Here is a 23,276-nt window from a genome sequence, read left to right as displayed (position 1 = left end):
CGCGGAGGCCGCCCGCCGCAACGGAGAAGCCGCGAGTGCGGACTCGCTCGGAGCCTTGAGGACGGCCTGTATAGAGATCAAAGTTGCCGACCCGGGCGCTTCACCGAGGAGCGACGGGTGCGGTTCGCCGCTCAGATAGCTACCCTCGCCGCCACTTGAACACCCCACCGAGGGCTGTGACGGGCCTCCAGCGGACTCCTGGCCCCACGAAGATGCCCATGGGCTGCACCGGTGCGGCACCTTCTTCGTGTGCGCCTGCGCCCGTGCCGGTAGCACTAGGTGAACCGGCTTGTTCTGGGGGAGCAGAACAAACGCGAGGCGCTCTGCAGTCGGTTCCGGACAGCGAGCGGCGGGCGGGTGGTAGCACCAGGTGAAGTGGGTTGTTCTGGGGGATCAGAACAACGCGCGGCTGCTCGACGCGGTAACTGCCCAGCCCCACAGTCAGGCCCGCCCCCACATATAACGGCGGGCCTGACACTCCATCAGCCCCCGTGCGGCAGCCACCGGCGAGACAACCTGGCGGGTCAATCAACCTTCAGCGAAATCGGTCAACCTTCGCGGTGACGGTCCGTATGAATTCCGGGGCCACCTTGTCGCGCCAGATGAACGGTGCCGCGTCATACTGGCCCTCAAAGGTCGTGGTGGTGTTCCCACCGACCGTGAACATCAACGGGCCCTTGCGGCACGTCCAACTGCCGTTGCCGTCTTGCAGCCCGTTGAGGACACAGAGATCGGCACCGTACATTTTCCTGGTGGCCCCCGGCGCGGCCTCCCTGTAGTAACCGGCTATCAGCTTGGGGTTGGCCACAGCGTCGACGCGGATCCAGAAGTGGGTGGCGCTGTACCTCTCGCCCGGCAGTCGCATGGTGTAGTCGCACCGGCCGGAATCGGATCTGTTGCTCTCCTTCCACGAGGAATCCGCGGCGAAGTCCTTGATCGAGGGCACGTAGACCGGGTATTGCTCCTGCCGGAGGTCCTCGGCGTCCGGCAGGATCGCCTTGACGTCCTCCTCGTCCACCAGCGTGCAGGCGTTCGGCCATTCGTTCGCGGCCAGAATCCTGCTGTTCTTCAGCGGGGGCAGGCGGACGTCCCCCTTTCGGGGTGCGGCTTTGCCGATGGAGGTCTCACTGCTGGCATCGACGATCAGGAGCGTCGCTTGAACGGTGGCGGCAACCAGCAGGGCACCGGCCAGGGTGAGCCAAGAGATACGGTTTTTCTTCACAGTGGCCGATCCTGCCCAATGAGCCTGGCCCAAACTTCGCTTAGGGTGATCGGGGCGATCACCTCGCGGTGGTCCGGCCATCGCCCGCCCCGCTCCGGCGTCCGGTCCAGAAGTAATGGCTCGATGCGCACACACTGCGCGTCAGTCGACGGCGTACCCGAACCAGCGACAGGCTGATCCCAACGAAACGGCCTAGTGTCCTGTGTCGGAGATTCTTGGGTGGTTCCGCCCGACGCGCGTGATCCTCCGGCCTACGTCCGAGACTGCCTGTATCCGGCGCCAGGGGCGGGCCCGCGGCCGATCCCGGCGAACGAAGAACTACCGACAGGCTTCCGACTCAGGTCACTAGCAGCACCACCACCTGGCCGCCAGCTACCCACCGAGCAGCACACCGCTGCACACCACCGGCGAGCACCAAGACCAGCAGCAGCACCAGGCCCTCCCCGATGGCTCCCCTCACACCGCACCCCGCCCACCTGGGGAAACGGGCTGTGTGGCTCACAGCGACAGCCGGGCAGCGGAGGTCACAGGACGGTGCCGTGCAGGGCGCGGCGGTCGCCGGACATCGCGTAGCGGCGGGCCGCGAGGCCGTGCTCGACTTCTTCACCGATCGCGTCGCACAGCGGCGCCAGGACGTCGGCGGCGTCGGTGTCGGACAGGTAGGCCGGGGCGACTTCGAGCATCAGCTCACCGAACTCGTGCGTACTGGCGGCGAGGTCGTCGACGACGCGGCGCAGCGCGGCGAGTGCGGGATCCGCCGGCGGATCGTCGGGCGACGGGGGCGGGGCGGTGCGGACGTCGCGGACTGCCTGGCGGCCACCGCGCGCACGGCGGCCGGGTCCAGGGGCTGGAGGCCGCTGCGGGCGAGTGCGGCGAGGCGGCGGGAATCAGCTCCGCGACGTCGCCGGAACGGGCGGAGACGTCGATCAGGGCGCGCTGGGAAAGGCCGTATGCAGATGAACGGTGGAGGCCGCCACCCTCAGGTGACGGCCTCCGGCTACGAGCGCACTTGCCCGGCATCAGCGGGCGAGGTTGGCGAGGAAAGACTCGGCGGCGGACCAGGGCGTGAGCTCAATGCCGAAGGTGCTGTCCTGGTCCGGCCGCGGATGTGGACCAGTCGGCCGGAGAGGTAGACGACGTCGCCTTCGCGGAAGGCTCCGGTGTACGCGCCGAGGTAGGACCGCAGCTGTGTGATCCGCCGGGCGAAGACGTCCGCCTCGTCGATTGTGGAGCCGACGACGGTGTCCACCGCGATGCCGTAGACGGCGGGCGTTGCGAGGCCCTCGGCGTGGTCGGTCACGTGGGCCAGCACGCTGATCGCGCCGACCTCCTGGGCGACCACTCCGACGAGGGTCCGGTCGCCGTCGGCACGCAGGGGCTCGCAGTTGATGTGGGCGCCGGCCCCGGTGGTCAGCCCTGCAGTTTGCGCGCTGCCTGCCGCATCAGCGCGTCAAAAGAGCTGCCGGTCATGTACTTCGCCCGCCGGATGTAGAGCCGCGTCTGGGCATCGCCCTCGTAGGGCTTGATCAGCGACCGCTCGGCGAACAGTGCCTGGGCGGTCTCGTACCCGCGGGATCTGCAGCAGACCAGGTCGATGTCGGAGCGGGCGTTGCACGCCCCGACGAGGAACGAGCCGGTGACGCCGATGACGTCCGCGGCGCCGGCGTCCACGATCCAGGTGACGATGGCGGCCAGGTCTTTGCTGACCGGTGAGCCGTCCAGCAGCTGCGGGGACTGGTGCAGGGCGGCCAGGGCGCGGCGGCAGGAGTAGTGGGTGACGACGTCCTCGCGGGGCACGCCGGTGATGACGCAGCCGATGGCGGGCGAGTAGACGTAGCACTCGGGCCGGTCGGCCAGGATGCCGAACGCCTTGGAGACGACCGTGTTCTGCCGGTACGTCCGGCCGAACAGGCTCCGGTCGCCGCGCGCGTCGGGGTAGTACTTCACATACCCGAGCCAGTGCGAGCCGGGGTGCACGTCCCCGATCACCTTGAAGATGACGCCCGAGCGGTCGAGGAGGTAGTCGCGGTCACGGATGGCCGGGAATGCCGTGCCGAGCGGCGAAGTCATCGAGGGTAAGGAAGCGGGCGGTGTCGACTGCTCGGGTGCGCTCATACTGCTCCAGGACCTCCATGAATAGGTGCCGGCGGTAGTGCCACTTGAGGTGCTTGTCGGTGCGCGCGGGGTCGGTGGGCTTCATCAGCGCGAGGAAGAACAGAGCCTTGACCAGGAGGAATGGTGCGAGGTGCTGGCTGATGGGCTGACCGGTGGTGGCGCGCGCCACCGCGTTCAGCGTCTCCAGGTACCAGCGCCGCTGCTCAGCGCTGGTCAGGTAGCCCTTGGTGCCACCCTTGAACGGGACGATCTCCAGGGCCAGGGCGGTGTCGTAGCCCAGCGGCACCAGGCCGTGGTGCTGCCAGTCGATGACGCCGACCGGCAGCACGTTGGGCAGGCCGTAGTCAAGGTGTCCGGGCACCAGCGGTACGCCGGCGAGCTGGTCCACCGCCCTCTCCAGAGCCGCCCGCACCCGGGGGTTGTCGAGATCGGGGTTCTCGGCGAAGACGATGTCTGTCCACCCCGCGGTGTGCACCCACGCGCGCAGCGCCTGCAGGTCGGCGGGCACTGCGTGTGCGGCCTGGGCGCGCAGCAGCCGGCCGCCTACCTCGGCGGCCAGGTCGACCACCGTGTCCGACAGAGCGCGGGTGCCGTCCAGGCTTTCCAGGGCCATGTCGTGCAGCGACCGCTCCCCCAGTGACTCCTCCACGACGAAGACATGGCCGTCGTCGGTGGTGCCGTCGTCCAGGACGCGCGGGACCGGGTAGCCGAGCTCGGTGAGCTGCCGCTGATAGGCAGCTTCCGCGGCGAGGGCCTCCCCGCCGGTACGCCGGTAGCGGGTGACGTCGTCGTTGACGTAGACCGCGCCGCCGGCCGGATCGGCGGTGCGCCTCTTCACGACGTGCCAGTCATCCATCATCACGTTCTCCTTCCAGGTTCCGTTGCGGAACCGACTTCCGTGCGGTGAGCGAGGGCGTGGGCCAGCGCGCGGGCGTCCATGACCCATCGCCGGTCGCCGGCCTCGGCACTGTGCTGCAGCTCGGCGAGCGCTTCGTCCGCGGGTATCGCGGGCCGGGCGAGGTCGACCCGGCGAAAGAACTTCAGCAGTGCGGGGAGCCGGGCCGGGTGATGCCGGCGCGCTCGCGCCATGCGCACAGCGGCAGGTACCACTCGGTGAACAGCTTCTGCAGCCGCGGAGTGACGCGGTGTGCCTCGTACAGCCGTCGCAGCGCGGGCTGGTCGTAGGGGATGCGGCCGTGCAGCGCGTAGCGCAGCTGCATCCCGCCCCACCAGGGCGCCGTAGGCGGCCACATGTGCGGCGGCGTTCTCGGTGAGGGCCATGACGGGCCGGTCCTCGCCGCGCTGCGCGGCGGCGGCCAGCACGGCCAGGTGGAGTCCCAGCCGCGGGTCGAGCACCATTTCGTTGTCCAGGCCGAGCGGGCCGAGGCTGATGCCGCAGGCGCGGGTGCGGTCAGCAGCAGCCGCTGTGGGGCGTTGTGTGCGATGTGCACAGATGTGCGGGCATGCTGGCCCGGGTCGCGTGGAAGTCCGCCTGCTCCAGCACGGGCCGGCCTTCGGGCCGGTCATGGACGAGCAGCTGCCGGAGGGCTGGGCGGGTGCCGGCGCCGGTGGTGCAGGCCCGGCAGGCGTGGTCGACCTCGCCGGTCATGTGGTCGCACCCCAGGCACAGCCACACCTTTACCGGGGACAGGGTCAGCGTGCCGTTGGCCAGCAGCTCCTGGCAGACCTGCAGGGCCAGGGCGGCCACCTGTGGTGCGGTGTCGGTCAGGATGCCGGCGGCCGGATCGGGCCGGGTGCGTACTTCGCGGCGAGCTCGCGCCGTTCCCACTGACCGCGCGACAGCATCCCGGTGGCTGCGGCGGTGCGGTGGCGGATGTCGCCGTCGAGCGTGACGGTGTTCCACAGGTGCGGTGCGGGCTGCGCGCCGCTGAGCTGGTTGAGGTCCGCGGCCAGTCGGATGCCTGCGGCCTTGCCCGGCCGGTCGGCGAAGGTGAAGGGGCCGTTCTGCACGGGCCCGTTGAGGAAAAGCGTCATCGTGGGCTCCTCAGCAGTCCGGTTCGGCGCCGCCGGCGGCCTCGAAGTGCCCGTCGCGCAGCTGGTAGAGCAGGACGGCGGCGTTCGGGGGCTTGCGGCAGCGGGCCTCGTTGACGAGGTCGGTGACCGGCCGCCCCTCCAGGAGGGTGCGCAGCGCCAGGATCGCGGTGTGGTGGGTGACGGCGACCACCGCGGTCGCCGTGGGGGCGAGCGCAGGCAGCGCGGCGAGGAAGGCGTCTGCCCGGCGCTGTACGCCACCGGCGAGCGATTCGCCACCCTTGCCCGGCGACACCCACAGGTGCTTGCGCAGGCGGCGGTCCTCCGCGCCTTCGGGGTAGGTGGCGAACAGCTCCCGCTTCGTCATGTAAGTGGCGTCGCCGTAGTGCTGTTCGTTCTGCGCCGCGGTCACCTCCCTCGGCAGACCGGGTATGGCAAGGGCCGCGGTGTCCTGGGCGCGCCGGTACTGCGAGGTGCGCACCGGTGCGGGGCCGAGTAGTTCGGGCAGGGTGCAGCGCAGCCACAGACACTGCTCGAAGCCGCGCGGGTGAGGCCGACAAGGTCACGGGACAGGGCGTGGGCTGCGGCTCCGGACCAGGGTCGGGGGTCGCGGAAGAAGGCGGGCTTGGTGGCGTTCTCCGTCGATTCGGCGTGACGGACCACGGCCAGGGTGAGCTCGGTGCGCGGTGCCATACGGGTTCCTTCGATGCCCGGCGCGAGAGTGCGGCGGGGCGTAGGACGTCTCTGGCAGAACAGACAGAGGGGCTCCGGCCGTCACGTCGCGGGGCTGGCCCCTGAGGTCCCGAGTGGGACATTCAGCAAGCCGATGTGCCGACCCTTCCGGCGAGGCGCAAGGTTGCGCCTATCGGGTCAACATTGGCATATAGCGCGGCGGTTGAGGTCTGCAGAGTCACCGGCGACGAGGAGGAGGAACCCGGATGTCAGAGGCCCAGCCGACCATGATGCGCCGGCGCCTGGGCGGCGCCCTCAAGACCCTGCGACGTCGCACGGGCCTGAACCTCGACGATGCCGCCGCCCGTATCGGCCTTCCCAGCGGAACCACGCTCAGTAAGGTCGAGAACGCCAAGCGGCTGATCGCCGTCACCGCCCTGGATGCGTACTTCACTGCCTACGGCATCGAGCAGGGCGACACCCGCCGAGTCGAGATCCGCAAGCTCGCCACGCTCGCCAACTCCACCCGGCGCCCCAACCTGCTGCGCCAGTACGGCGATGCGGCGCCTGCCCCCTTCGCCGACCACCTCGAACTGGAAGAACTCGCCACCCAGGCCGACATCTACGCCTCCCAGGTCATCCCCGGCATCCTCCAGACCTCCGACTACGCCCATGACGCCCGGTCCGGGACCAGCCGCACCGCCCGACCCGCCACCTGCACCACCGGCGACCCGGCCGTTGCCCGCTCGTCAGCGAGCTGCTCGCCCATCCGCTGCCACACCCGCACCGCCACGGCCAGGTCGTCCCGCTCAGCCCGCACCTCGGACAGCTGCTTGACCAGCTTCTCTTCGAGTTCATCCAGCTCCGCGCGGCGCGCGGTGATCCGCTCGTGCGCCTCGGGTCCACCATGCGCCGGAGCGTACGAGCGCAACCCGCGACAGCGGATGAGAAATCGCAAAACCCGCACCTGCCAGACGATCTACGCCCCAGACTGCCGCCTTACCGAGCAGCCCCGGCGTCAGGCCGTCCGGATCCGGTCCCGCACCTCCGGCCGCACCTCGAACCCGGCCGCCTTGTACGTGGCGACGCCGCCGACATTGGAACTCGGCGTGCACACACGTACGCTCGACGAGCCCATCTCCCGCAGCGCGGCTGCCCCGGCCACGGTGATCGCCCGGCCGTAGCCGCGACCACGGTGGTCCTCGTGGACGCCCATCGGCTCGACCAGCCCCGGCTTCCCCGGGCCGGCCGACCACACCGTCACCACCGCCGCCACGCTGCCCTGATCGTCATAGGCGCCCAGGCAGCGGGCGTCGGCGTAGAACGGTCCCGCCGACATCGCGTGCACGTACTCGCGCGTAGGCCGCGCGGTGTTGAACGCCGACCGCAGGACGTCTGCGAAGTCCTGCGCCTGCTCCGGGCCGATCGACTCGATCCGCACGCCGGAGTCCTCCACCGGCTCGGCAAGGTCGCGGAAGAGCGGCGTCCACGGCTCGTCGACGCCCCAGCCCTCCTTGCTCAGCAGGTCGTGGAGCAGCAGGCCCAGCGGCGCCTCGATGGACACCGTTCCTTCCGGCAGCACGCCGCGCTCAGGCAGCGAGAAGTCCTCGACGAGCCGCCGCGCCAAGTCCTCATCCTGGAAAGCGTCCGGAGCGACCGTCATCCGCACCAGCGTCGGCGAGTCGAGCATCCCGACCGCGAGAATCCGCCCGTCCCGACTCCAGGTCCGGACCACCGCGGCCGTCTCGGCCGTTCCGAACCGGTAGTTCCAGCCAATGTCCCCGGAATGCAACTGCATCGGCGCTTCGTCGTACTGCCACTCCCGCAGCGCGGCCATGGCCTCGCGTACCCCGTCGACAGTCGGCGTACCCAGCACAATCGTCATAGCCGGGATCAGACACTCCGTCCCGAAGGTCCGCAACCGATTAACCGGGCCGGCCGCTGCTCCGGCAGCGGCCCGACCAAGACGAACGGGGGTAGGCGCCAGGAGGACCCGGGGGCCTGCACCAGTGCGTCGTAGTTCGGTATGCGTGAGGCTGAACTGGCTTTTGACGAGTCACGTTTGGAGGAACTTGTGGTCATCTCCGCCTCACCGTCCTCGCGCAGGGCAACGCGGTACCGCGGCGGCCTCCTGGCAGTAGGGGCAGCCGTCTGCTGCGGCCTGATGCTGAGTGGGCCGGCCGTCGCCACCGCCGCCGCGCCCGCCGCCCATGCCCAGGCGCAGGCACAGGCGCAGGCACAGGCGCAGCACGAGGAGCGTGGCCGGGGCCGGCTGGTCTCCGCCGAGATGCTGTACACGCTCGAGACCCCGCAGGCCGTGGCCGCCGAGCTGGGCGGTGCCGGGTTCGATGACGGCACCGTTCGGTACGGCGTGGTTGCGTACCGGCTGGTCTACCGGACCGTCGATTCTCATGGAAGGCCCACCACAGCGAGCGGGCTGCTCGTGCTGCCGCTCAACAGTGAGAGACGGTTGCAGGCTGTCTCCTTCGCGCACGGCACTGGCAGTCACAAGGACGATTCCCCGTCCATGCGGCGCGGCGCCTTCGTGTCCGCGCCGGTGATCGCGCATGCGTCGGCGGGTGCCGCGGGTGTCGCGCCCGACTATCTGGGGTTGGGCAAGGGGCCCGGTTTGCACCCCTGGATGGACATCGGCTCCGAGACCACGGCATCTCTGGACATGCTGCGGGCAGCCCGCGCCTTCGCGCCGCGCACCGGACATGTGCTGGAGCGCAAGGTCATGATCACTGGCTTCTCGCAGGGCGCCTCGGCTGCACTGGGGCTCGGCCGGGCTCTTCAGGCGGGTGAGGACCGCTGGTTCAGGCTGGGCGCGCTGGCACCGGTCAGCGGCGCCTACGACTTCAGTGGCACGGAGTTGCCCGCCTTGCTCGAGGGCAGGCTGGAACCCAAGTCCAGTGTGCTGTACGCGGCCTACACCTTGGTGGCGTTCAACCGGCTCCACCACGTCTACGACAGCCCTGGCGAGGTCTTTCGAGCCCCGTATGACAGCACCGTGGAGGCGCTCTTCGACGGCGCACACACGGGGGAGCAGCTGATGCGGGGTACCCCGGGCACTGTCGACGAGCTGCTGACCGAACACGGCCGCGAGCTGCTCACGCATCCGACGGGACCGCTGGCAGCGGCGCTGCGCACAACCGATGCCGTATGCACCGACTGGGCCCCCCGCGCCCCGGTCCGGCTCTATATGGCGACTGGGGACGAGCAGGCCGCCACCGCCAACACGGAGCACTGCCAGGATGCTCTGCTCAGGAAGGGCGTGGACGCCCCGGCCGTTGATCTTGGCGCTGTCGACTACCACGGATCCCGACACCTGGGGTCCAATGTCGCGGCCACGTCGGCGATCGTGCGCTGGTTCGGTGAGTTGCGCCAGCGGTGACGTGAACGTGGGAGCTGGTGCCGGTGACTATGCCGTGCTGCCCGAGCCGGTTGTGACAAGCAGTGTGCCTACCCGGTGATGATCGCCCTCCCTCGCCGCTGGCAGACCAGCAGATCGACTGCTCTCGTTGGTGACCACAACTTCGGCACACGGACGCAGGTGCGGACGGGTACGGCCACCGCGTGATCATCGGGGTTGTGTGTGGACTTCTGAAGATCGTGCGGTGGCCGCGGGCCATGGCGTAGACCCTGTCCGTTGGCGGGCGATGTTCGACCACGTCATGGCCCGGATCGCGGGGCGATTTGAGTGGGTGGAGCCTCGGGCGACCGCCCGTGCCTATCTGCTCGGGTTGCTGTCGGGTGCGAGCGCAAGAACTGCTGGCGGCTGGCCGAACAGGCTGGTCACGCCCGTCCGGGGCCGATGCCACGCCTGTTGCGCTATGCCCACTGGGACGCCGACGCGGTTCGCGACGACGTCCGCACCTACGTCGTCGAACACCTCGGGGCCGATGACGGTGATCTCGTCGTCGACGAGACCGGCTTTGTGAAGAAGGGCCGGACCTCGACGGGGGTCCAGCGCCAGCACACCGGCACCGCAGGACGCATCGAAAACAGCCAGGTGGGCGTGTTCCTCGCCTACGCCACCGAGCGGGGGCGGGCGCTGATCGACCGTCGGCTCTACCTTCCTGAGCATTCCTGGTGCTCCGATCCCGAGCGCCGTGATGCTGCCGGGATACCCGTCCAGGTGCAGTTCGCGACCAAGCCACGCTTGGCCAGCGAGATGATCGCCGCCGCGCTGGACGCCGGAATCACCGCATCCTGGGTGACCGGCGAAGAAGCTTACGACCAGGACCCGCACCTACGCGTTCACCTGGAGGAGGCCGGCATCGGCTACGTCCTGGCTGTGGCCTGCTCCGCCAGGGTCCGCATCAACCAAGGCCGCACCCCCATCCGTGCGGACACCCTCGCAGACCGCCTGCCCGAAGCGGCCCGGCGCCGGCACAGCGCCGGCAGTGGTGCAAAGGGCCCGCGCAACTACGGCTGGGCCTGGGTTTCATAGCGGCAGCGCCAGCCACCATCACCTGCTCATTCGCCGCAACCGCACCACTGGCGAACTCGCCTTCTACCTGTGCTGGTCACCCACCGAGGTGCCCTTGTCCGAGCTGGTCCGCGTTGCCGGTGTCCGCTGGGGCATCGAAGAATGCTTTTAGGCCGCCAAGGGCCAGATCGGACTCGACCACTACCAGGTCAGGAACTGGACCTCATGACACCGGCACGTCACGCTGGCCATGCTCGCCCTGGCCTTCCTGGCCGCCATAGCGGCCGACACGGCCCCCAGCCGGCCCGCCGATCCGCACCACCCCGCCCGCAGCAGCGACACGATCGCTCTCACCGTCCCTGAGATCCGTCACCTGTTCGTCTCCGTCCTCAACCCACCGTCCGTGTCCGCAACCAGGTCCCCGACAGGGGCTCGTCAGGCGACGGATAGATTGGCCTGGGCCTGCTTGTGGACCATCAGCATCTCAACCGCGCGGTGCAGGCCGACAGGACCGACGAAGGGGATCTCCACCGTGTTAGACCGCTGGGTCAAGCTGGAACTCGACGTGAACACCTTCAACGCGGCGCGCTTCGACAAGTACGTGAAACGGTGCCGAGAAGCCGGGATCCGCCTGACCACGCTGGCCGAGTTGGGTGACACCCCGCGGCACCGGCGCACGCTCTACGAACTCAACAAGGAGTGCTCGGCCGACATCCCGGGCCGCGGAGAGTTCCACACCTTCGATGAGTATCTCGAGCGCAGGATCGAGGTCCCTTCCTACGATCCGCGTGGCGTCGTGATCGCACTCGACGACGACACATGGTGCGGGCTCGCCGCGACATCGGACCGGAGAGCCGCCGGCTTCGTCTTCAACGAGATGACCGGAGTCAGGGCTGCCTACCGCAGTCGCGGCCTCTCGATCGCGATGAAGACGTTCGGCATTGGTTTCGCCAGCCTCTGCGACGTGGACAAGATGCGCACGGTTCACCATCCGGAAAACAAGATTGCTATCGGGATGAACCGTCTTCTGGGCCACGTCGACGCCGAGTGGGACTGACTTTCGGGCCTGACAGTTCCTTCCGTCCGGCGGGGTGAACAAGCCGGTCTGGCTGTGGTGGTCCCGCACCGGCGCCACCCCGGCCGACGTCGACCGCTGCCGGCAGGCGTTCTTGCGGCGCTTCGACATCGAGCACACCTTCCGCATGCTCAAGCAGACACTCGGCTGGACCCGGCCCAGGCTTTGCGACTCGGCCGCCGCCGACCGCTGGACCTGGCTGATCATCGCCGCCCACACCCAGCTCCGCCTCGCCCGCACGCTCGCCACCGACCCGCGGCGGCCCTGGGAGAAGCCGGCACCCCCGCACAAGCTCACGCCCGCCCGCGTCCGGCGGGGGTTCCGGAACCTCCGCACGAGAACGGGCTCGCCAGCCGGTGCACCGAAACCAACCCGCCCCGGCCCCGGCCGACCGCCCGGCTCGAAGAATTGCCGCCCCGCCACCCGCCACGGCGTCGGCCGCGTCCTCGCCACGGTGAGACCTACCAACGGCCCGCTCACCACAAGACCGGCACCAAGCCCCGAAGGATCGGATGAATTGCCAGGTCAGAGCTCCCACGACTGAACAGCGACGGCATCGATCCCAGACGCCCGCAGCTTGCGCGCCAGAAACTCCATCTCGGGCATGGTGCCTGAGTAAGCACCGGTCACGACCTTGTTCAGCACGGACCTGACGCCGGCCAGATCAAGGCCGAGCTCCGCCCGCAGAACGCGCATGATCACGGCATTGCGCGCCGAGGGGTCTACCTGGAGCAGCGCTGGGCCACGCTCGGACAGCAGCCGGTCCCGAAGTTCAGCAGGCAGATCGCCACCGCACGCAGCCACGGCAAACCCGCAGGCCGGGCACCTGGACTCCGTATCCCAGCGCAGAGAGCCATTCACCAGGGACTGAACACCCCAGCATTCCAACTCCGCACTGCAGTCCTGACATCTGGCCGAGTACTTGATGGAGGCGAAGACCGTCCGCTCCATCCCCACCCCCCTTCACGCAGATGAGGTTAAACAACAAGCTGAGCGATCTGGAGGGCTTCGCGTCGAAACCCATGTCGAGTGCCTGGTGTGCCATGGCCCGCAGGATGTGCCCACTCAGCAGGCGTCGCCGGACCGGGCAGCCAGCGACTTCGCGACGCCGGCCGCGGCAGCGATGCACTCAACGGTGGCACGCGCGTAGCCGAGCTCCTGAACCGTGCGACGCACGCAGATCCACAGACTGCGTCCCGTACTGCGCATCGCAAGGCGTCGCATCGCCGCGGGGACTCCGGTGATTAACAGCCGGGTGATGACTGCACGACAAAGCCCGCCCCGATGGTGTCGAGGCGGGCGCGAACTGTGTGCCTGAGCGATCAGACGTTGTTCTCGGCGTCGAGGTACGCCTGGATCTTCTGGTCGATGGCGTTGGCCTCGGCGCGGGCGCGGTTGGCTGCCGCGTGCTCGCCTTCCTGGTCCAGTCGCTCAGCCTTGGACTTGAGGTCGGCGGACTGCTGGCGCAGCTCGCCGATGTTGACCTGAATGGCGCCCCGGGCCACCGCGGCGTGCCCGCCGGTGGTCGTGGTGGCGGCGTGTGCGGGCAGGGCCGTGAACAGTACACCTCCGGCCATTGCGGCGGTGACGGCGAAAGCGGAAATACGTCGACGCATAGGGTCCCCCTGGGAGAAAACAGTGGTTACTTGTCGGTAAGTGTACGCGAAATGATCTTCTGGTCCTGCATTCGATGAGGTGGCAAGGCGGATCGACCTGAGAAAGTGTGGCTAGTTCGCTCAATTCCCTTGAATTGATGGGGTGTTGCTGTCAGAAGCGTTCTCCTTCCCCAGCACGCGCTCATTCTTGGTCGAACAGGGAAAGTCGAGCCCAGCGGTGCGGGATCGAGCGCGTCGAGACGGGCTCGGGCCCCCTTCAGCCGGAGGGCAGCCGTCGTCACCAGCGCGGGCAGCGCGGGCAGCCGCTCGCGGGTGCGCTGGGCCATGGAGCCTTCAGCTGCCGGTCAGCGCGTCTGGCCCGGTGCGTCGTCGATGACGGCTGGCCTCTCCGTCCGGCAGACCGACCGCCCCACAGCCCCACCCAGCCCAGCACCGGCCGCGAGCCCGGTTCCGGCAGCGGGCTGCAGCCGGCCTTCATGGTGCTGAGGGGCACCCTGCTGCCGCTCATCCTCGGCGGCATCGTGCGCTACGTCGCCTGGCGCCACCCCTCGCCGGCCACCCCCACCGCCGCCGCCGTCCTCGGCATCCCCCTCACCATCGGCGGCATCACCATCGCGGCCATCCGCAGACGCTGACACCCCAGCACACGCTGGACCAGCGCCCACCAGACCGACACCAACAGACCGGTGGCCCGGCGAGTTCTCTCCCGACCACCGGTCTGTTACCTCAACGGTCTACGGTGCGGGCGTGTACGTCACCGTCGTCCGCGGGCAGCCGGCAGCGATCTGCTTTCAGCTTGGACTTCTCCGCTCGGTCCGCCGTGAGCATCCCCGCGGCCTCGACATCATCGGCGAGTACGCCACGGACGGCTCCGAACTCCTCATCTCGGGCGGCGGCAGCCGGCACGTGGGCTGGAATCAGATCTATGCCGATGCCCTCGGCGTCCCCCTGGTGCGCACGACGGTGGACCAGCAGGCCGCGGCTCTCGGAGCGGCGGCGACGGCACTCGTCGGCGCGGGCATCTGGTCGGATTTCGCCGAGGCCGAGCGACCGCATGTGGCCAAGGAACGCTACGAACCGGACGAGAGCAGCGCCGCCGAGTACGCAGCCCTGCGCGGCAGGTTCAACGCAACGGTCGACGCCATGACGGCGCTGCGCGAAGCCCAGTCGGCCCAGCACTGACCCCCGCCCCCTGCCGCCCGGCGCTGCCGTCGCGGACATCGCGTCGCCGGCCGTGGCGTGAGACGGCGTTGCGGCGATGCATTCGTGGGAGTCGCGGGCTTTGAGGCTGACGTTGGCCTGCTGCGGCGACCGGCGCGAGGGCGGTCGTGGCTGCCTGGTTCAGCCGGTCCTGAACCGTGCGGTCAGGCTACGGGTGCCAGTTGTGGTCAGGGCAACCGTGAGGAGGGCGATGATGCCCACCTGAACGGTGGTCGCGGCGATGAGGGAGCCGGGGGCGTGGGCTTGGACCGCGAACGCGAGGGTGAGGGTCCGCTCTACGAGGACGGCGAGGCCGAGCGTGGCCAGTGTGAGGGGCAGTGCGGGGTCTGCCACGTGCTCCGGTGACCGGCGCCGGACGATCAGCCAAACGGCGGCCGCGGCGATGAACGCCGAACCGTCGGCCCATCCCGTGACCGCAGCTCCGGGCCACACCACCATCGACGCGCCCATGAGGACGCAGGTACCCACGAGGACCAGCCCGGGTGAAGCCAGCGGAAGCAGGGCGCGCGGGGCGTCGCAGTGGAAGCCGCAGCACAGAGCGAGCACGGTCAACCAGGAGAACACCGCGGTCGCAAGCGAGAGGGAGATCGTCACGGTGTCCCATCCGTCGCCCGCGTGTTGCAGGGCTGACGCCAGGTCAGGAAGGGCCGCGAGGACGGCGAAGACGAAGGCGGTGCGCCTGCGGTCGCGCAGCAGCGCCAGGTAGACCACCGTCCAGGCCAGCGGAAGCAGCCACAACGCCGCCTCGTACAGCCCGGCCAGAGCGCCGTGGCCCGTGAAGCCATCCAGGGACAGCTCTCGGTCCACCGCGGGTGCGCCTCCGAACCAGGTGAGGAAGAGGGCCCGTTCGGTCAGTGCGGAGGCCGCATGCAGCAACACACTCAGCAGCGCGAAGAGGCGCACCATCGCGCCGAGCGTGGCGTAGCGGGCCGGGGCACCGGCGGCGCCCATCCGAGTGCGGATGGCGAGGGCGGCGATGCTGGCCACCTCGCCCAAGGCGGGGTGCATCTCGTCCTGAGCCTGCTCGTCGATCCCGTGCAGGTAGGTCGCCACCATCTCCTCCTCCCGCTCAGTGCGGTAGTACGAGGGCAGCAGGCGCAGGGCGGTGCGGTAGCGCTGTTCGAGCAGAGTCGTCGTCATGCGGTGCCTCCGGCGATGCCCGGACGACGCACCGAGCGGCTCGCGGGAGCCGGCCCGCCTGTCGTGTGAGCCGGCCCGGGGGCCGGGGGGCGGTGGGCGGCCATCCGCTGGGTCGCAGCGCGTGCCCCGGCCGCCATCCGCTCCGCCTCGGCAGACAGGGCTGCCCCACCGGCGTCGGTTAGGCGGTAGTACTTGCGCAGTCGGCCCTGTTGCACCTCCTCGCGGTCCAGCTCGATGTGCCCGTCGGCCGCCAGTCGGTCCAGCACGCCGTACAACGTGCCGATCCGGAGCTGCACATGCCCCTCGGACAGCTCGTCGACCACCTGCACGATCCCGTAACCATGTCGCGGTTCGTCGACCAGCGCGGTGAGGACGAAGAACGCCGCTTGCGTCATGCCTCTGGAAGTCATGCTCTCACTATATCCTGTCTTCCGATATATAGGGGATGCAAGGGCTGTCACCCCCGACCCGGTCATGAGTCTTCGGGAACACCATGAGTCTTCGGGAACACGGCGTCCGGCTGGGTCATGCCCTCGTACCGGAGGGCGTTCGCGCGGCGCCCTTCAGTGGTCGCGTCAGTGGGCGGCACCGAGCTCAATGATCAGGACGCCGGCGACGATGAGGGCGACGCCGAGACCCATTCCCAGGTGGAGGGAAAGGTGGGCGCCCACCTTCCCTTTTCTCGCCGCCCACGGCGACGGCGCCGCGGATGATAGAGGAATGCTTGACGAACCGCATGCCCGTACACCACATAACGCGCCGAAGGCGTCGGCACACCCCTCCAGCAGAGCGTCCTGCGCTCCCCGCCAAACCGGCTCCGAGACCCCCGGAGTCCGCAGCAGCTCCGGATGGTCGTAGAGATCCTTGAGCTGATGGTGATCCGGAGGAACCCCATGATGACCACCCACCACGACCGTGAACTGCACCGCCTGCCTCCCGGTCCAGCCCCGCCGCTCCTCCAGCCACTCCCCCAGCAGAACCTGGCCGGCAAGCCCGTGCGGCGCCAGTTTGCGATCCAGCCCGAACTGCCGGAGCGTCTTCATCCGCCAGCCCCTCGGGCAAGGCGTCCGCGATCGAGTTCCGCACGCTCGTGGGCAGCCACTCGTCCCACAGCAGCCCCGCTACCGCGGCACTGTCTTCCATGTGCCGCCACAACGGCAGCCAGCCCCCGCCGTCACGGTCATGCTTGGCCCATACCGCCCGCGCAGCCCCCGCCAGCTGGTCTCCCAGCCGATGAGACGGCTCCCCCTCACCTGTCATGCAGCATGGATACACACAAGTCCCTCCGCCTGTGCTCTAAATGAGAACGTGCCCGGCCCCCGCAGACATGCGTCCTGTGGGGGCCGGTCGGGTGCCCCAGTCGCTAGCCGGCGAGGAAATGCCACGTCCGTGAGACTGAACGGATGTGCCCCTACCGGAGACAACGACAGAACCGCTGATCACCGACCACAGCATGTGCCGTGAGCGGAGAGAACCTAAATGACATCTGTGGGATCTCAAATTCGGCTGCACAATCCCAAGCTCGGCTACATCCCGGCCGCATATGTGCAGCGATGCCGAGACTCCCTGAACGGAGCTTTCATCCTTTCGGGGTGACGGTGATTCCGGTCCGGCCCCGCGCCAATCAGCCGGTCACTCGTCGCCGACTATCGCCGCATCCCAAGCCCAGCACCGTCTGCCCTCGAACGGCTGTAGCGGACGTGAGGGGGAGGCCGAGTAGGCTCAGTCCGTTTTGGACTCTTGGAATCCCACCACGGCCGCGCCGTGCTCGTGAGCCCACTCAGTCAGCACGGCGATCGGCTTCACCAGCGTCCGGCCCAAGTCTGTCAGCACGTACTCGACCTTCCCGGCCTCGGCGTGGCGGTCGACCAGCCCGTACCCCTGCAACCGCCGCAGCGTCTGGGTCAGCACTTTCCGCGAGATTCCGCCGATCAGGCCGACCAACTCGCCGTGCCTGCACGGTTCGCGGCTCAACGCGAACAGCACGACCACCGCCCATTTGTCGGCGATGATCTCGATCGCCAGCCGAGCCGGGCAGTCGGCGAGGAAGACGCTGCCGGAGTACTCACGCATGCCCCGACGGTAGCCCCCTGCCAGGAACCTGGAGGTACCTACCGCCTCAGTAGCGTCCACGGCGGAAGCCAACGAGCAGGGGAACCGCATGAGAGCAGTAACCGGCTGGCCGGGTGGGCGGAAGGTCGTCGCACTGGTCACCGTCGCGTTGGAGCTGTGGTCACCAGGGCACTGGCCCGCCTACGCGCCGATGGCCGCGGCGTGGCCGCTGTCCGGCATCGACGACACACACAGCACCTCCTGGGCGGACTACGGCGTCACCACCGGTATCTGGCGGCTGCTCGATGTCCTCGGCGACCTGCCCGCCACCGTCGGCGTCAATGGACTGGTCGCCGAGCGGTACCCCGAGACCGTCATGGCCGTGCACGAGGCGGGTCACGAGATCGCCGCACACTCCTGGGCCCAGGACGTGGTGCCCGCGCTCCTCGATGTCGATGCCGAGCGAACCAATATCCGTCGCTGCACCGACATTCTTGGCCAAGTCACCGGCGTTCGCCCGACGGGGTGGATGAGCCCACGCGCCACCGGTTCGAGGCACACGGACGACCTGCTCGCCGAGGCCGGCTACCGCTGGACCGGCGACCACGGCGACCATGACCTCCCGCAGGTCCTGTCCACCGCTCACGGTCCTCTGGTCTCCCTCATGCACAGCGACCACTCCGACGTCCGCGACGCTGCGGCCGGCCCGTACGCCTACCGCGACCTGCACCGTGAGCTACTGCACCAGATGCTCGCCGAGGCCGGCCCAGGCGTCTTCCGCCTGACCATCCACGCCCACGTCGCGGGCCGACCGCTCCTCGCGGGCATGGTCGGCCAGATCCTCGACCACATCCGCGAGTCCGGCGACGTCTGGGTTGCCACCCACGCCCAGGTGGCCGAACACGTCCTGACACAGGGAAGAACGCCATGACCCACGTCCTCGTCGTCGGCGGCACCGGAGCCATGGGCAGCCACGTGATCCAACACCTGTTGGCCACCACCGACGCCACCATCACTGTTCCCAGCCGCCACCCGGAGTCCGCTCACGCCACCGAACTCACCGCCGTCGCGCCCGACCGCGTGCGACTGGTCCGTTCCGACGCGGCGGCCCTCGAGGTCCTGATCGGGCAGGCCGACCGCGTGTTCGCCAACACCGACTTCTTCGCGACGGGCAGCGCCGTGGGCGAGTATCGGCAAGGGCTGCACTTGCTGGCCGCCGCGGAGCGGGCCGGCGTGGAGCGTTTCATCTGGTCCTCGTTGGACAGTGCGGTGTCCCTGACCGGCCACCCCGTCCCGCACTTCGACAGCAAAGCCGCAGTCGCAGCCCACATCGACCTGATGCGGTCGGAGGAAATGCTCCGCACGGAGACCGACGGCTGGTACACGGACCACGTCTCGGTGCTGACCACGGCGCCGTACTTCGAGAACCTGCGGGACCGACTCACCCCCCGACCGGACGGCCGGGGCGGCCTGACCTTCAATCTCCCCCTCGGCGCCGCCCACTACCCGCTCGTCGCCCTCGACGACATCGCCTGGTTCGCCTGCCACATGTTCGACAACTGGCAGTCCTGGGGCGCCCGCGACCTCGCGGTGATCGGCGACAGCCTCACCGGCGACGAGATCGCCGCTGCCTTCGCTCAGGTCACGGGCACCCCCAGCGCCTACGTCCCGATGCCGCATGACGAACTGCGCGCCACCATCCCCGACTTCAGCCACGACTACGCTGCGATGTTCCAGTTCTTCGCCAACCGTGATCTCTACGCCCGAGACCGGGACATCAACCTCCTGCGCCGTCTGCACCCCAACCTGATGACCTTCAAGGACTGGCTGCACCACACCGGATGGACGGCATGACCACCCACCACGTCAACTCCGAACGCAGGCACGCAGAACAGGGCTCGTCGCTCCGGACCGGGACCGACGCCGGCCTGGGACTGGCAAACCCGCCGTGACACCCACCAAGGTCCATCCGCGGAAGATGCCACGAGTTTGAGACCGATCATGACGGCATCGCCGTGAACAACGACGAAGAGCCCAGGTTGCACAAGATTGACATGCCAGGCGCGGCGAGACCCTACATCTTTGTATGGTCTCATCAGAAATGTCGTTGTCTCAGCGTTCTGTCGCTGAGGCGTCGGACACCGGAGACGTCGCAGGTCAGACGTCTCACCAATCTGTCCGGGCCAGCAAGATGCCCGATCTGTCTGGGGATTTCGACAGATCGACGAGACGGAACCGCCGACAAGTCGCTGAGACACCAGGGCGAAAGCCCAGGTCGAGCGCGTTCGCTACGACAGATCAGACAAGAACCAACAGTCCTGTCTCAGCGAAGTCAGTCGTCCGTGTGCCGCTGACCTGTATGGACTGGATTGGGTGAGACGCATGGACTCGGTTCGTTGAGACAGACAGCAGATTCTCCGGCTCAGTCGACCTGAGGCACTTGTCCCTTGTCATCCAATCGAGTCGTTTGACAGTGAACCCAGCCGTTTCGGCTTCTACGACAGTGGAGCTAGTCGTGCGGGTGAGCCCGCTGGGGTGTTGATGGCCGTACCGCCTGGGGGGCGGGGCCGTCCCCGTATGTCGAGAGGTGTCGTGCATGGATGCCTTACGTGGGCGTCGGCGGTGTCCGCTGCTGGACTGCGCGACAGCCAGGTTCGAGAATGCGGTTTCGGCACGGTCGTTTTGCTGATCGAGGGGCGAACGCCGTGTCCCAGGCTGGTATTGGGCGTCGACGACTTGGCGGCACGCCGGCTTCGGGTCATGGCTGGATCGGGACCGTCTCGTGCTCATGGACCTCGGTCCGGCCGAGGTGGGGACCGCCTCCCAGCCGTTCTGGCGGCGCTGACATGACGGTACGCGTGAGCGTCGGCATGTTCCGGATTGTTTCTTGCGCTGCGCGGATGGCTGGCTGTGGGCGTCGACGACCGCAATGACGACCGGGGTGCGCCGCGCGATGCCGAAGCGTTTGAGGTGACGCACCGGGCCCGTGCCGAGGCTGGGTGGGGCGTTGAGCGGGTGGGGCGTTGAGCGGGTGGGGTGCTGGAGGCGGTGCTGCCGGCGGAGGTGTGGCGGGTCTCGCGTGGGCCGGGACAGCGGGGGAACCGGGCCGCCCGGGCCGGCTCTACGTCGGCCCGGGCTGCCTGGTGGGGTTCATCGGTTCAGGGGTTCACCACGCTCCAGCGCTCGGCCAGGATGTCGTTGCACGAGGCGAGGCTGACGCTGCCGCGGTCGGCGTCGGGGGCCAGCAGACAGAGATGGTTGGCTTCGTTGCGGTAGCGGACGGTGCCGTCCGCGTAAGTCTCGGCCAGCCAGCGCTGGCCGGCCGCGTCGACGCCGCGCGCGTCGTCACACGTCCGCAGCATGGCGTCGGTCTGCGAGGTAGCGTGCTCGTCGCGGACACCCAGGCAGTAGTTGTCGCCGAACTCGCTCTCGAAGCGCACCAGGTTGTCGTCCGGGCTGATGCGCTGGATGTTCCAGCCGAAGTCCAGGCGCTCCTGGCGCAGCCAGTAGATCCACCACCACTTGGGCGGTGCGGGCTGGGTGTGGATGGCGGTCCCGGGAAAGGATCCGTTCAGCATGCGGCCGCCCAGGAAGGCGGATTCCAGGCGTACGTTGCCGGTGGTCGTCGGCCAGTTCTTGGGCAGCGAGGCGGGGTTCTCCCACCACCGCTGGGCTGGGTCCTCCGTGCACGGTGCCACGGTCACCTGCTTGTCGGACGGGGTCAGGCACATCCCGGGGAAGGCCACGTTCTGCCAGCGCTGCGGCCCCCCGTTGTCGTTGTTCCACGCGGGGTCGTCCTCGAGGTGGCTGATCGTCCACTGCGCCCGCGGATCAGCACAGTCGCCGACGACGGCCTGGGAGGACGTATCCCGGCGGGCACGCGTCGGGGCGGCGATGCAGTCTCCCGTGCCAGGGTTTCGCAGGTAGTGGGTGAGGGCGCCGCCGTTGGTGTACATGCGCCAGGTCTGGCTGCTGTCATTGCTGGGGGTGCCGATCCCGATCGAGCGGTCCGGGTTCTCCTGCAGCTGGTTGCCGTTGGGTGCGGCCAGCCTGGTGGCGTAGACGTGTGACGGGCCGGTGGGCGCGACCGGCGATGGGGTGTGCGCGAAGAGCACGGGCACATGGTCGGATCCGGCCCCGTTGTCGCGGCTCGCGGTGAAGGTGCCGGGCAGGCCGCTGGTGACCGCGTAGTCCAGCTCGCTCGGGCGGTCGCCGTTGATGAACGTCGGCTGACCCGTGCGCAGCAGGCTCTCGCCGGCGCGCAGATGCAGCGACTGGCGGGCCTCGGCGTTGTTGCGGTTGAGGATGTTCACGTTGTAGTCGCCGGCCAGGACCCAGTTCCGGCCGCGCTGGTCGCTCCTGGCCATGAAGGTGCGGACCTGGTCGAGCAGTCCGGGCCTGTTGTCGTCTCCGGTCACATCCTCGCCGCGGGCGTGCGTGTTCCAGTACCAGGTGTTCCCGAACCGCAGACCGAGCAACGGGCGGGCCCGGTAGCGGTTGTTCGGGGCATTCGGGTTCGGGTCGTAGTAGTTGTTCTCCAGGACGCGGACCTCAGTGGCCTGGGTATCGGTGACCGTCGCCAGGTTCATCTGGCCGCCGTCCCACGTGTCCTCATTCGTTTCGCCGATCCTGCGGGGGTCGGTCTGCAAGAAGTACACGTAGCGGTTGGTGCCGCTCGGGCCGCCCGGCCAGGTCGAGAGCGTGTAGGAACTGGGCTGGGGGGTCCGGTTCGGCGAGAGCCGCATCGGCCGGTAACTGGTCCGGTGGTCGTCCGCCGGCTGAGGTGGCCCGCTGCCGGCCTCCTGCAGCATCACCACCGGGTTGTTCGCGACCAGCCGGTTGATCTCCGAAGTCCACCTCGAACCGTTGTTCGAGTCGTGCATGTTGTACGTGGCAAACGGCGAACTGCCGTCCAGGTTCACCGCGTGCGCAGGCGCAGCGGTCAACGGAACGGTCAGCAAGGCCGCCACCGCGCTCAGGACGGCGAGCACGGCGGTGCTCCACCGCCGCGACCGTAATCGCTTCCTCGTGGTCCGCAGGGTCCCCAGGGTCTGCGCACGGTTGCCTCTACTCAACGATCAAGCCTCTCCCGTCGGCCCCCACGCCCGTCGGCGCGGGGGGGGACCTGCCGAAGCCACCAACTCCCCGTGGTGGCACCGTGCTGCCGTACCGGCAGCGGATCGGGACCGAGCTCGCCCCCGCCGCTGTCGAGCGAGTGGTGCACGGACCGTCGAACGAGCAATCGCCGGCCGGTCAATCACAGGAGACGGAAGATCGAGCTCACGCGGTTCAGGACCTCATCGATATCCGGCCCTCCCCCCCCACACTCCACGTCCCGTCCGGCCCTCAGGCTGCTGACCAGTACGAACGGACCGTAAAGCTCGCACACGCACTCGACCTGGCGGCCCGGCGCCACGGCCCCGGATCGTCCCGGGAAGGCGCCACTGCCTGGCGATACACCGCGTCGGGCCGAACACCGAAAAGCCGAGGGGACATTGTCCTTAATCGGGGCCCTGTGGAAGGAAGGGGGAAGGGGAGCGATGTGGCGGCGGCCTGCCGGGGTACGAGAGCGGGTCGCACGGCCGGGCGCGGCGCGCAGCCGCCCTGCAGGACGCCCACGGGCAGCGAGACGAGATGCTCGCGGAATTCCACCCGGAGCGGTTCCTCTCGTAACAGCCCGGGCAAGCCCCACCAGTGCCGGGACCAGGCGGGTGCGTCTCCGTGCGCCCGAAACAGGCT

The 23,276-nt window shown here is 68.9% G+C and carries 22 protein-coding genes and 6 pseudogenes; 9 read left to right on the top strand and 19 right to left on the bottom strand.

Annotated elements, in window-relative coordinates:
• Window positions 1–535: 535 nt before the first annotated feature.
• From ACIGWZ_RS04590 to ACIGWZ_RS04550, 9 genes and pseudogenes are all read right to left on the bottom strand, one after another.
• On the bottom strand, window positions 536–1,222 hold the full coding sequence (locus ACIGWZ_RS04590) for a hypothetical protein (RefSeq protein ID WP_400060707.1): 687 nt from the start codon (window positions 1,220–1,222) through the stop codon (window positions 536–538).
• Window positions 1,223–1,746: 524 nt separating this feature from the next.
• The gene (locus ACIGWZ_RS04585) at window positions 1,747–1,905 is read right to left on the bottom strand and encodes a hypothetical protein (RefSeq protein WP_400060705.1); all 159 of its coding nucleotides are present in this window, start codon (window positions 1,903–1,905) and stop codon (window positions 1,747–1,749) included.
• 314 nt (window positions 1,906–2,219) lie between these two features.
• Window positions 2,220–2,564 carry a hypothetical protein gene (locus ACIGWZ_RS04580; protein ID WP_400060703.1) on the bottom strand — a complete coding sequence of 115 codons (345 nt, stop codon included), beginning with the start codon at window positions 2,562–2,564 and terminating at the stop codon, window positions 2,220–2,222.
• Window positions 2,565–2,632: 68 nt separating this feature from the next.
• Complete coding sequence (locus ACIGWZ_RS04575; RefSeq protein WP_400060701.1) at window positions 2,633–3,292, bottom strand: hypothetical protein; 660 nt, start codon at window positions 3,290–3,292, stop codon at window positions 2,633–2,635.
• Window positions 3,252–4,196 (bottom strand): phosphotransferase, encoded by a 945-nt coding sequence (locus tag ACIGWZ_RS04570; RefSeq protein ID WP_400060699.1) that lies wholly within the window; start codon window positions 4,194–4,196, stop codon window positions 3,252–3,254. The genes ACIGWZ_RS04575 and ACIGWZ_RS04570 overlap by 41 nt, the downstream gene beginning before the upstream one ends.
• Before the next feature lie 181 nt (window positions 4,197–4,377).
• Window positions 4,378–4,557 carry a hypothetical protein gene (locus tag ACIGWZ_RS04565; protein ID WP_400060697.1) on the bottom strand — a complete coding sequence of 60 codons (180 nt, stop codon included), beginning with the start codon at window positions 4,555–4,557 and terminating at the stop codon, window positions 4,378–4,380.
• A 191-nt stretch (window positions 4,558–4,748) separates the two neighbouring features.
• Window positions 4,749–5,045, bottom strand: a complete 297-nt coding sequence (locus ACIGWZ_RS04560; RefSeq protein WP_400060695.1) for a hypothetical protein — start codon at window positions 5,043–5,045, stop codon at window positions 4,749–4,751.
• A gap of 17 nt (window positions 5,046–5,062) precedes the next feature.
• Complete coding sequence (locus ACIGWZ_RS04555) at window positions 5,063–5,332, bottom strand: hypothetical protein (protein ID WP_400060693.1); 270 nt, start codon at window positions 5,330–5,332, stop codon at window positions 5,063–5,065.
• 10 nt (window positions 5,333–5,342) lie between these two features.
• Window positions 5,343–5,864, bottom strand: a pseudogene (locus ACIGWZ_RS04550) (histidine phosphatase family protein); the annotation flags it as partial.
• Between the two features lie 403 nt (window positions 5,865–6,267).
• Here ACIGWZ_RS04550 and ACIGWZ_RS04545 point away from each other — a divergent pair.
• A pseudogene (locus tag ACIGWZ_RS04545) lies at window positions 6,268–6,636 on the top strand (helix-turn-helix domain-containing protein); the annotation flags it as partial.
• A gap of 29 nt (window positions 6,637–6,665) precedes the next feature.
• Here ACIGWZ_RS04545 and ACIGWZ_RS04540 read toward each other — a convergent pair.
• Window positions 6,666–6,932: a hypothetical protein gene (locus tag ACIGWZ_RS04540; protein ID WP_400060692.1), complete on the bottom strand. Its 267-nt coding sequence runs from the start codon at window positions 6,930–6,932 to the stop codon at window positions 6,666–6,668.
• An 87-nt stretch (window positions 6,933–7,019) separates the two neighbouring features.
• The gene (locus tag ACIGWZ_RS04535; protein ID WP_400060690.1) at window positions 7,020–7,886 is read right to left on the bottom strand and encodes a GNAT family N-acetyltransferase; all 867 of its coding nucleotides are present in this window, start codon (window positions 7,884–7,886) and stop codon (window positions 7,020–7,022) included.
• Between the two features lie 141 nt (window positions 7,887–8,027).
• Here ACIGWZ_RS04535 and ACIGWZ_RS04530 point away from each other — a divergent pair, with 141 nt between their 5' ends.
• The 4 genes and pseudogenes from ACIGWZ_RS04530 to ACIGWZ_RS04515 form a co-directional block, all read left to right on the top strand.
• A complete protein-coding gene (locus tag ACIGWZ_RS04530; protein WP_400060688.1) occupies window positions 8,028–9,395 on the top strand; it encodes an alpha/beta hydrolase family protein in 1,368 nt (455 codons plus the stop codon).
• Window positions 9,396–9,660: 265 nt separating this feature from the next.
• Window positions 9,661–10,659, top strand: a pseudogene (locus tag ACIGWZ_RS04525) (IS701 family transposase); the annotation flags it as partial.
• 24 nt (window positions 10,660–10,683) lie between these two features.
• Complete coding sequence (locus ACIGWZ_RS04520) at window positions 10,684–11,490, top strand: hypothetical protein (protein ID WP_400060687.1); 807 nt, start codon at window positions 10,684–10,686, stop codon at window positions 11,488–11,490.
• A 19-nt stretch (window positions 11,491–11,509) separates the two neighbouring features.
• Window positions 11,510–12,024, top strand: a pseudogene (locus ACIGWZ_RS04515) (transposase); the annotation flags it as partial.
• Window positions 12,025–12,033: 9 nt separating this feature from the next.
• Here ACIGWZ_RS04515 and ACIGWZ_RS04510 read toward each other — a convergent pair.
• Both ACIGWZ_RS04510 and ACIGWZ_RS04505 read right to left on the bottom strand, forming a co-directional pair.
• Window positions 12,034–12,459: a hypothetical protein gene (locus ACIGWZ_RS04510; protein WP_400060685.1), complete on the bottom strand. Its 426-nt coding sequence runs from the start codon at window positions 12,457–12,459 to the stop codon at window positions 12,034–12,036.
• Between the two features lie 371 nt (window positions 12,460–12,830).
• Complete coding sequence (locus ACIGWZ_RS04505; RefSeq protein WP_400060683.1) at window positions 12,831–13,124, bottom strand: hypothetical protein; 294 nt, start codon at window positions 13,122–13,124, stop codon at window positions 12,831–12,833.
• A 476-nt stretch (window positions 13,125–13,600) separates the two neighbouring features.
• On the opposite strand from ACIGWZ_RS04505, the gene ACIGWZ_RS04500 reads away from it, so the two are divergent.
• Together ACIGWZ_RS04500 and ACIGWZ_RS04495 are read left to right on the top strand one after the other, a co-directional pair.
• Window positions 13,601–13,759, top strand: a complete 159-nt coding sequence (locus ACIGWZ_RS04500; protein WP_400060681.1) for a hypothetical protein — start codon at window positions 13,601–13,603, stop codon at window positions 13,757–13,759.
• A gap of 19 nt (window positions 13,760–13,778) precedes the next feature.
• Window positions 13,779–14,306, top strand: a pseudogene (locus ACIGWZ_RS04495) (FGGY-family carbohydrate kinase); the annotation flags it as partial.
• A gap of 159 nt (window positions 14,307–14,465) precedes the next feature.
• Here ACIGWZ_RS04495 and ACIGWZ_RS04490 read toward each other — a convergent pair.
• The 5 genes and pseudogenes from ACIGWZ_RS04490 to ACIGWZ_RS04470 all read right to left on the bottom strand — a co-directional run bounded on the left by ACIGWZ_RS04490 (window position 14,466) and on the right by ACIGWZ_RS04470 (window position 17,558).
• Complete coding sequence (locus ACIGWZ_RS04490) at window positions 14,466–15,485, bottom strand: hypothetical protein (protein ID WP_400060680.1); 1,020 nt, start codon at window positions 15,483–15,485, stop codon at window positions 14,466–14,468.
• Window positions 15,482–15,880 carry a PadR family transcriptional regulator gene (locus ACIGWZ_RS04485; protein ID WP_400060819.1) on the bottom strand — a complete coding sequence of 133 codons (399 nt, stop codon included), beginning with the start codon at window positions 15,878–15,880 and terminating at the stop codon, window positions 15,482–15,484. Before ACIGWZ_RS04485 ends, ACIGWZ_RS04490 begins: the two co-directional genes overlap by 4 nt.
• A gap of 180 nt (window positions 15,881–16,060) precedes the next feature.
• A complete protein-coding gene (locus ACIGWZ_RS04480; RefSeq protein WP_400060678.1) occupies window positions 16,061–16,528 on the bottom strand; it encodes an HD domain-containing protein in 468 nt (155 codons plus the stop codon).
• Window positions 16,529–16,577: 49 nt separating this feature from the next.
• A pseudogene (locus ACIGWZ_RS04475) lies at window positions 16,578–16,628 on the bottom strand (hypothetical protein); the annotation flags it as partial.
• Window positions 16,629–17,207: 579 nt separating this feature from the next.
• Window positions 17,208–17,558, bottom strand: a complete 351-nt coding sequence (locus ACIGWZ_RS04470; protein WP_400060676.1) for a winged helix-turn-helix transcriptional regulator — start codon at window positions 17,556–17,558, stop codon at window positions 17,208–17,210.
• Between the two features lie 88 nt (window positions 17,559–17,646).
• On the opposite strand from ACIGWZ_RS04470, the gene ACIGWZ_RS04465 reads away from it, so the two are divergent.
• Window positions 17,647–18,468 carry a polysaccharide deacetylase family protein gene (locus tag ACIGWZ_RS04465; protein ID WP_400060673.1) on the top strand — a complete coding sequence of 274 codons (822 nt, stop codon included), beginning with the start codon at window positions 17,647–17,649 and terminating at the stop codon, window positions 18,466–18,468.
• Window positions 18,465–19,391 (top strand): NmrA family NAD(P)-binding protein, encoded by a 927-nt coding sequence (locus ACIGWZ_RS04460; RefSeq protein ID WP_400060671.1) that lies wholly within the window; start codon window positions 18,465–18,467, stop codon window positions 19,389–19,391. Before ACIGWZ_RS04465 ends, ACIGWZ_RS04460 begins: the two co-directional genes overlap by 4 nt.
• 1,304 nt (window positions 19,392–20,695) lie before the next feature.
• Here ACIGWZ_RS04460 and ACIGWZ_RS04455 read toward each other — a convergent pair.
• Window positions 20,696–22,528 carry a hypothetical protein gene (locus ACIGWZ_RS04455; RefSeq protein WP_400060670.1) on the bottom strand — a complete coding sequence of 611 codons (1,833 nt, stop codon included), beginning with the start codon at window positions 22,526–22,528 and terminating at the stop codon, window positions 20,696–20,698.
• Between the last annotated feature and the right edge of the window lie 748 nt (window positions 22,529–23,276).

The sequence above is a fragment of the Streptomyces sp. NPDC053427 genome, assembly GCF_044544985.1.
GTDB lineage: Bacteria > Actinomycetota > Actinomycetes > Streptomycetales > Streptomycetaceae > Streptomyces.
Note: the sequence above shows the minus strand (reverse complement) of the source record. Positions and strands in the feature narration are given on the sequence as shown.

Coding starts and splice junctions, on each gene's coding strand:
- ACIGWZ_RS04585 (WP_400060705.1), bottom strand. CDS start 1,905: ATGCTCGAAGTCGCCCCGGCCTACCTGTCCGACACCGACGCCGCCGAC.
- ACIGWZ_RS04575 (WP_400060701.1), bottom strand. CDS start 3,292: ATGACTTCGCCGCTCGGCACGGCATTCCCGGCCATCCGTGACCGCGAC.
- ACIGWZ_RS04570 (WP_400060699.1), bottom strand. CDS start 4,196: ATGATGGATGACTGGCACGTCGTGAAGAGGCGCACCGCCGATCCGGCC.
- ACIGWZ_RS04565 (WP_400060697.1), bottom strand. CDS start 4,557: ATGCAGCTGCGCTACGCGCTGCACGGCCGCATCCCCTACGACCAGCCC.
- ACIGWZ_RS04555 (WP_400060693.1), bottom strand. CDS start 5,332: ATGACGCTTTTCCTCAACGGGCCCGTGCAGAACGGCCCCTTCACCTTC.
- ACIGWZ_RS04535 (WP_400060690.1), bottom strand. CDS start 7,886: ATGACGATTGTGCTGGGTACGCCGACTGTCGACGGGGTACGCGAGGCC.
- ACIGWZ_RS04530 (WP_400060688.1), top strand. CDS start 8,028: ATGCGTGAGGCTGAACTGGCTTTTGACGAGTCACGTTTGGAGGAACTT.
- ACIGWZ_RS04520 (WP_400060687.1), top strand. CDS start 10,684: ATGCTCGCCCTGGCCTTCCTGGCCGCCATAGCGGCCGACACGGCCCCC.
- ACIGWZ_RS04510 (WP_400060685.1), bottom strand. CDS start 12,459: ATGGAGCGGACGGTCTTCGCCTCCATCAAGTACTCGGCCAGATGTCAG.
- ACIGWZ_RS04505 (WP_400060683.1), bottom strand. CDS start 13,124: ATGCGTCGACGTATTTCCGCTTTCGCCGTCACCGCCGCAATGGCCGGA.
- ACIGWZ_RS04500 (WP_400060681.1), top strand. CDS start 13,601: ATGGTGCTGAGGGGCACCCTGCTGCCGCTCATCCTCGGCGGCATCGTG.
- ACIGWZ_RS04490 (WP_400060680.1), bottom strand. CDS start 15,485: ATGACGACGACTCTGCTCGAACAGCGCTACCGCACCGCCCTGCGCCTG.
- ACIGWZ_RS04485 (WP_400060819.1), bottom strand. CDS start 15,880: ATGACGCAAGCGGCGTTCTTCGTCCTCACCGCGCTGGTCGACGAACCG.
- ACIGWZ_RS04480 (WP_400060678.1), bottom strand. CDS start 16,528: ATGAAGACGCTCCGGCAGTTCGGGCTGGATCGCAAACTGGCGCCGCAC.
- ACIGWZ_RS04470 (WP_400060676.1), bottom strand. CDS start 17,558: ATGCGTGAGTACTCCGGCAGCGTCTTCCTCGCCGACTGCCCGGCTCGG.
- ACIGWZ_RS04465 (WP_400060673.1), top strand. CDS start 17,647: ATGAGAGCAGTAACCGGCTGGCCGGGTGGGCGGAAGGTCGTCGCACTG.
- ACIGWZ_RS04460 (WP_400060671.1), top strand. CDS start 18,465: ATGACCCACGTCCTCGTCGTCGGCGGCACCGGAGCCATGGGCAGCCAC.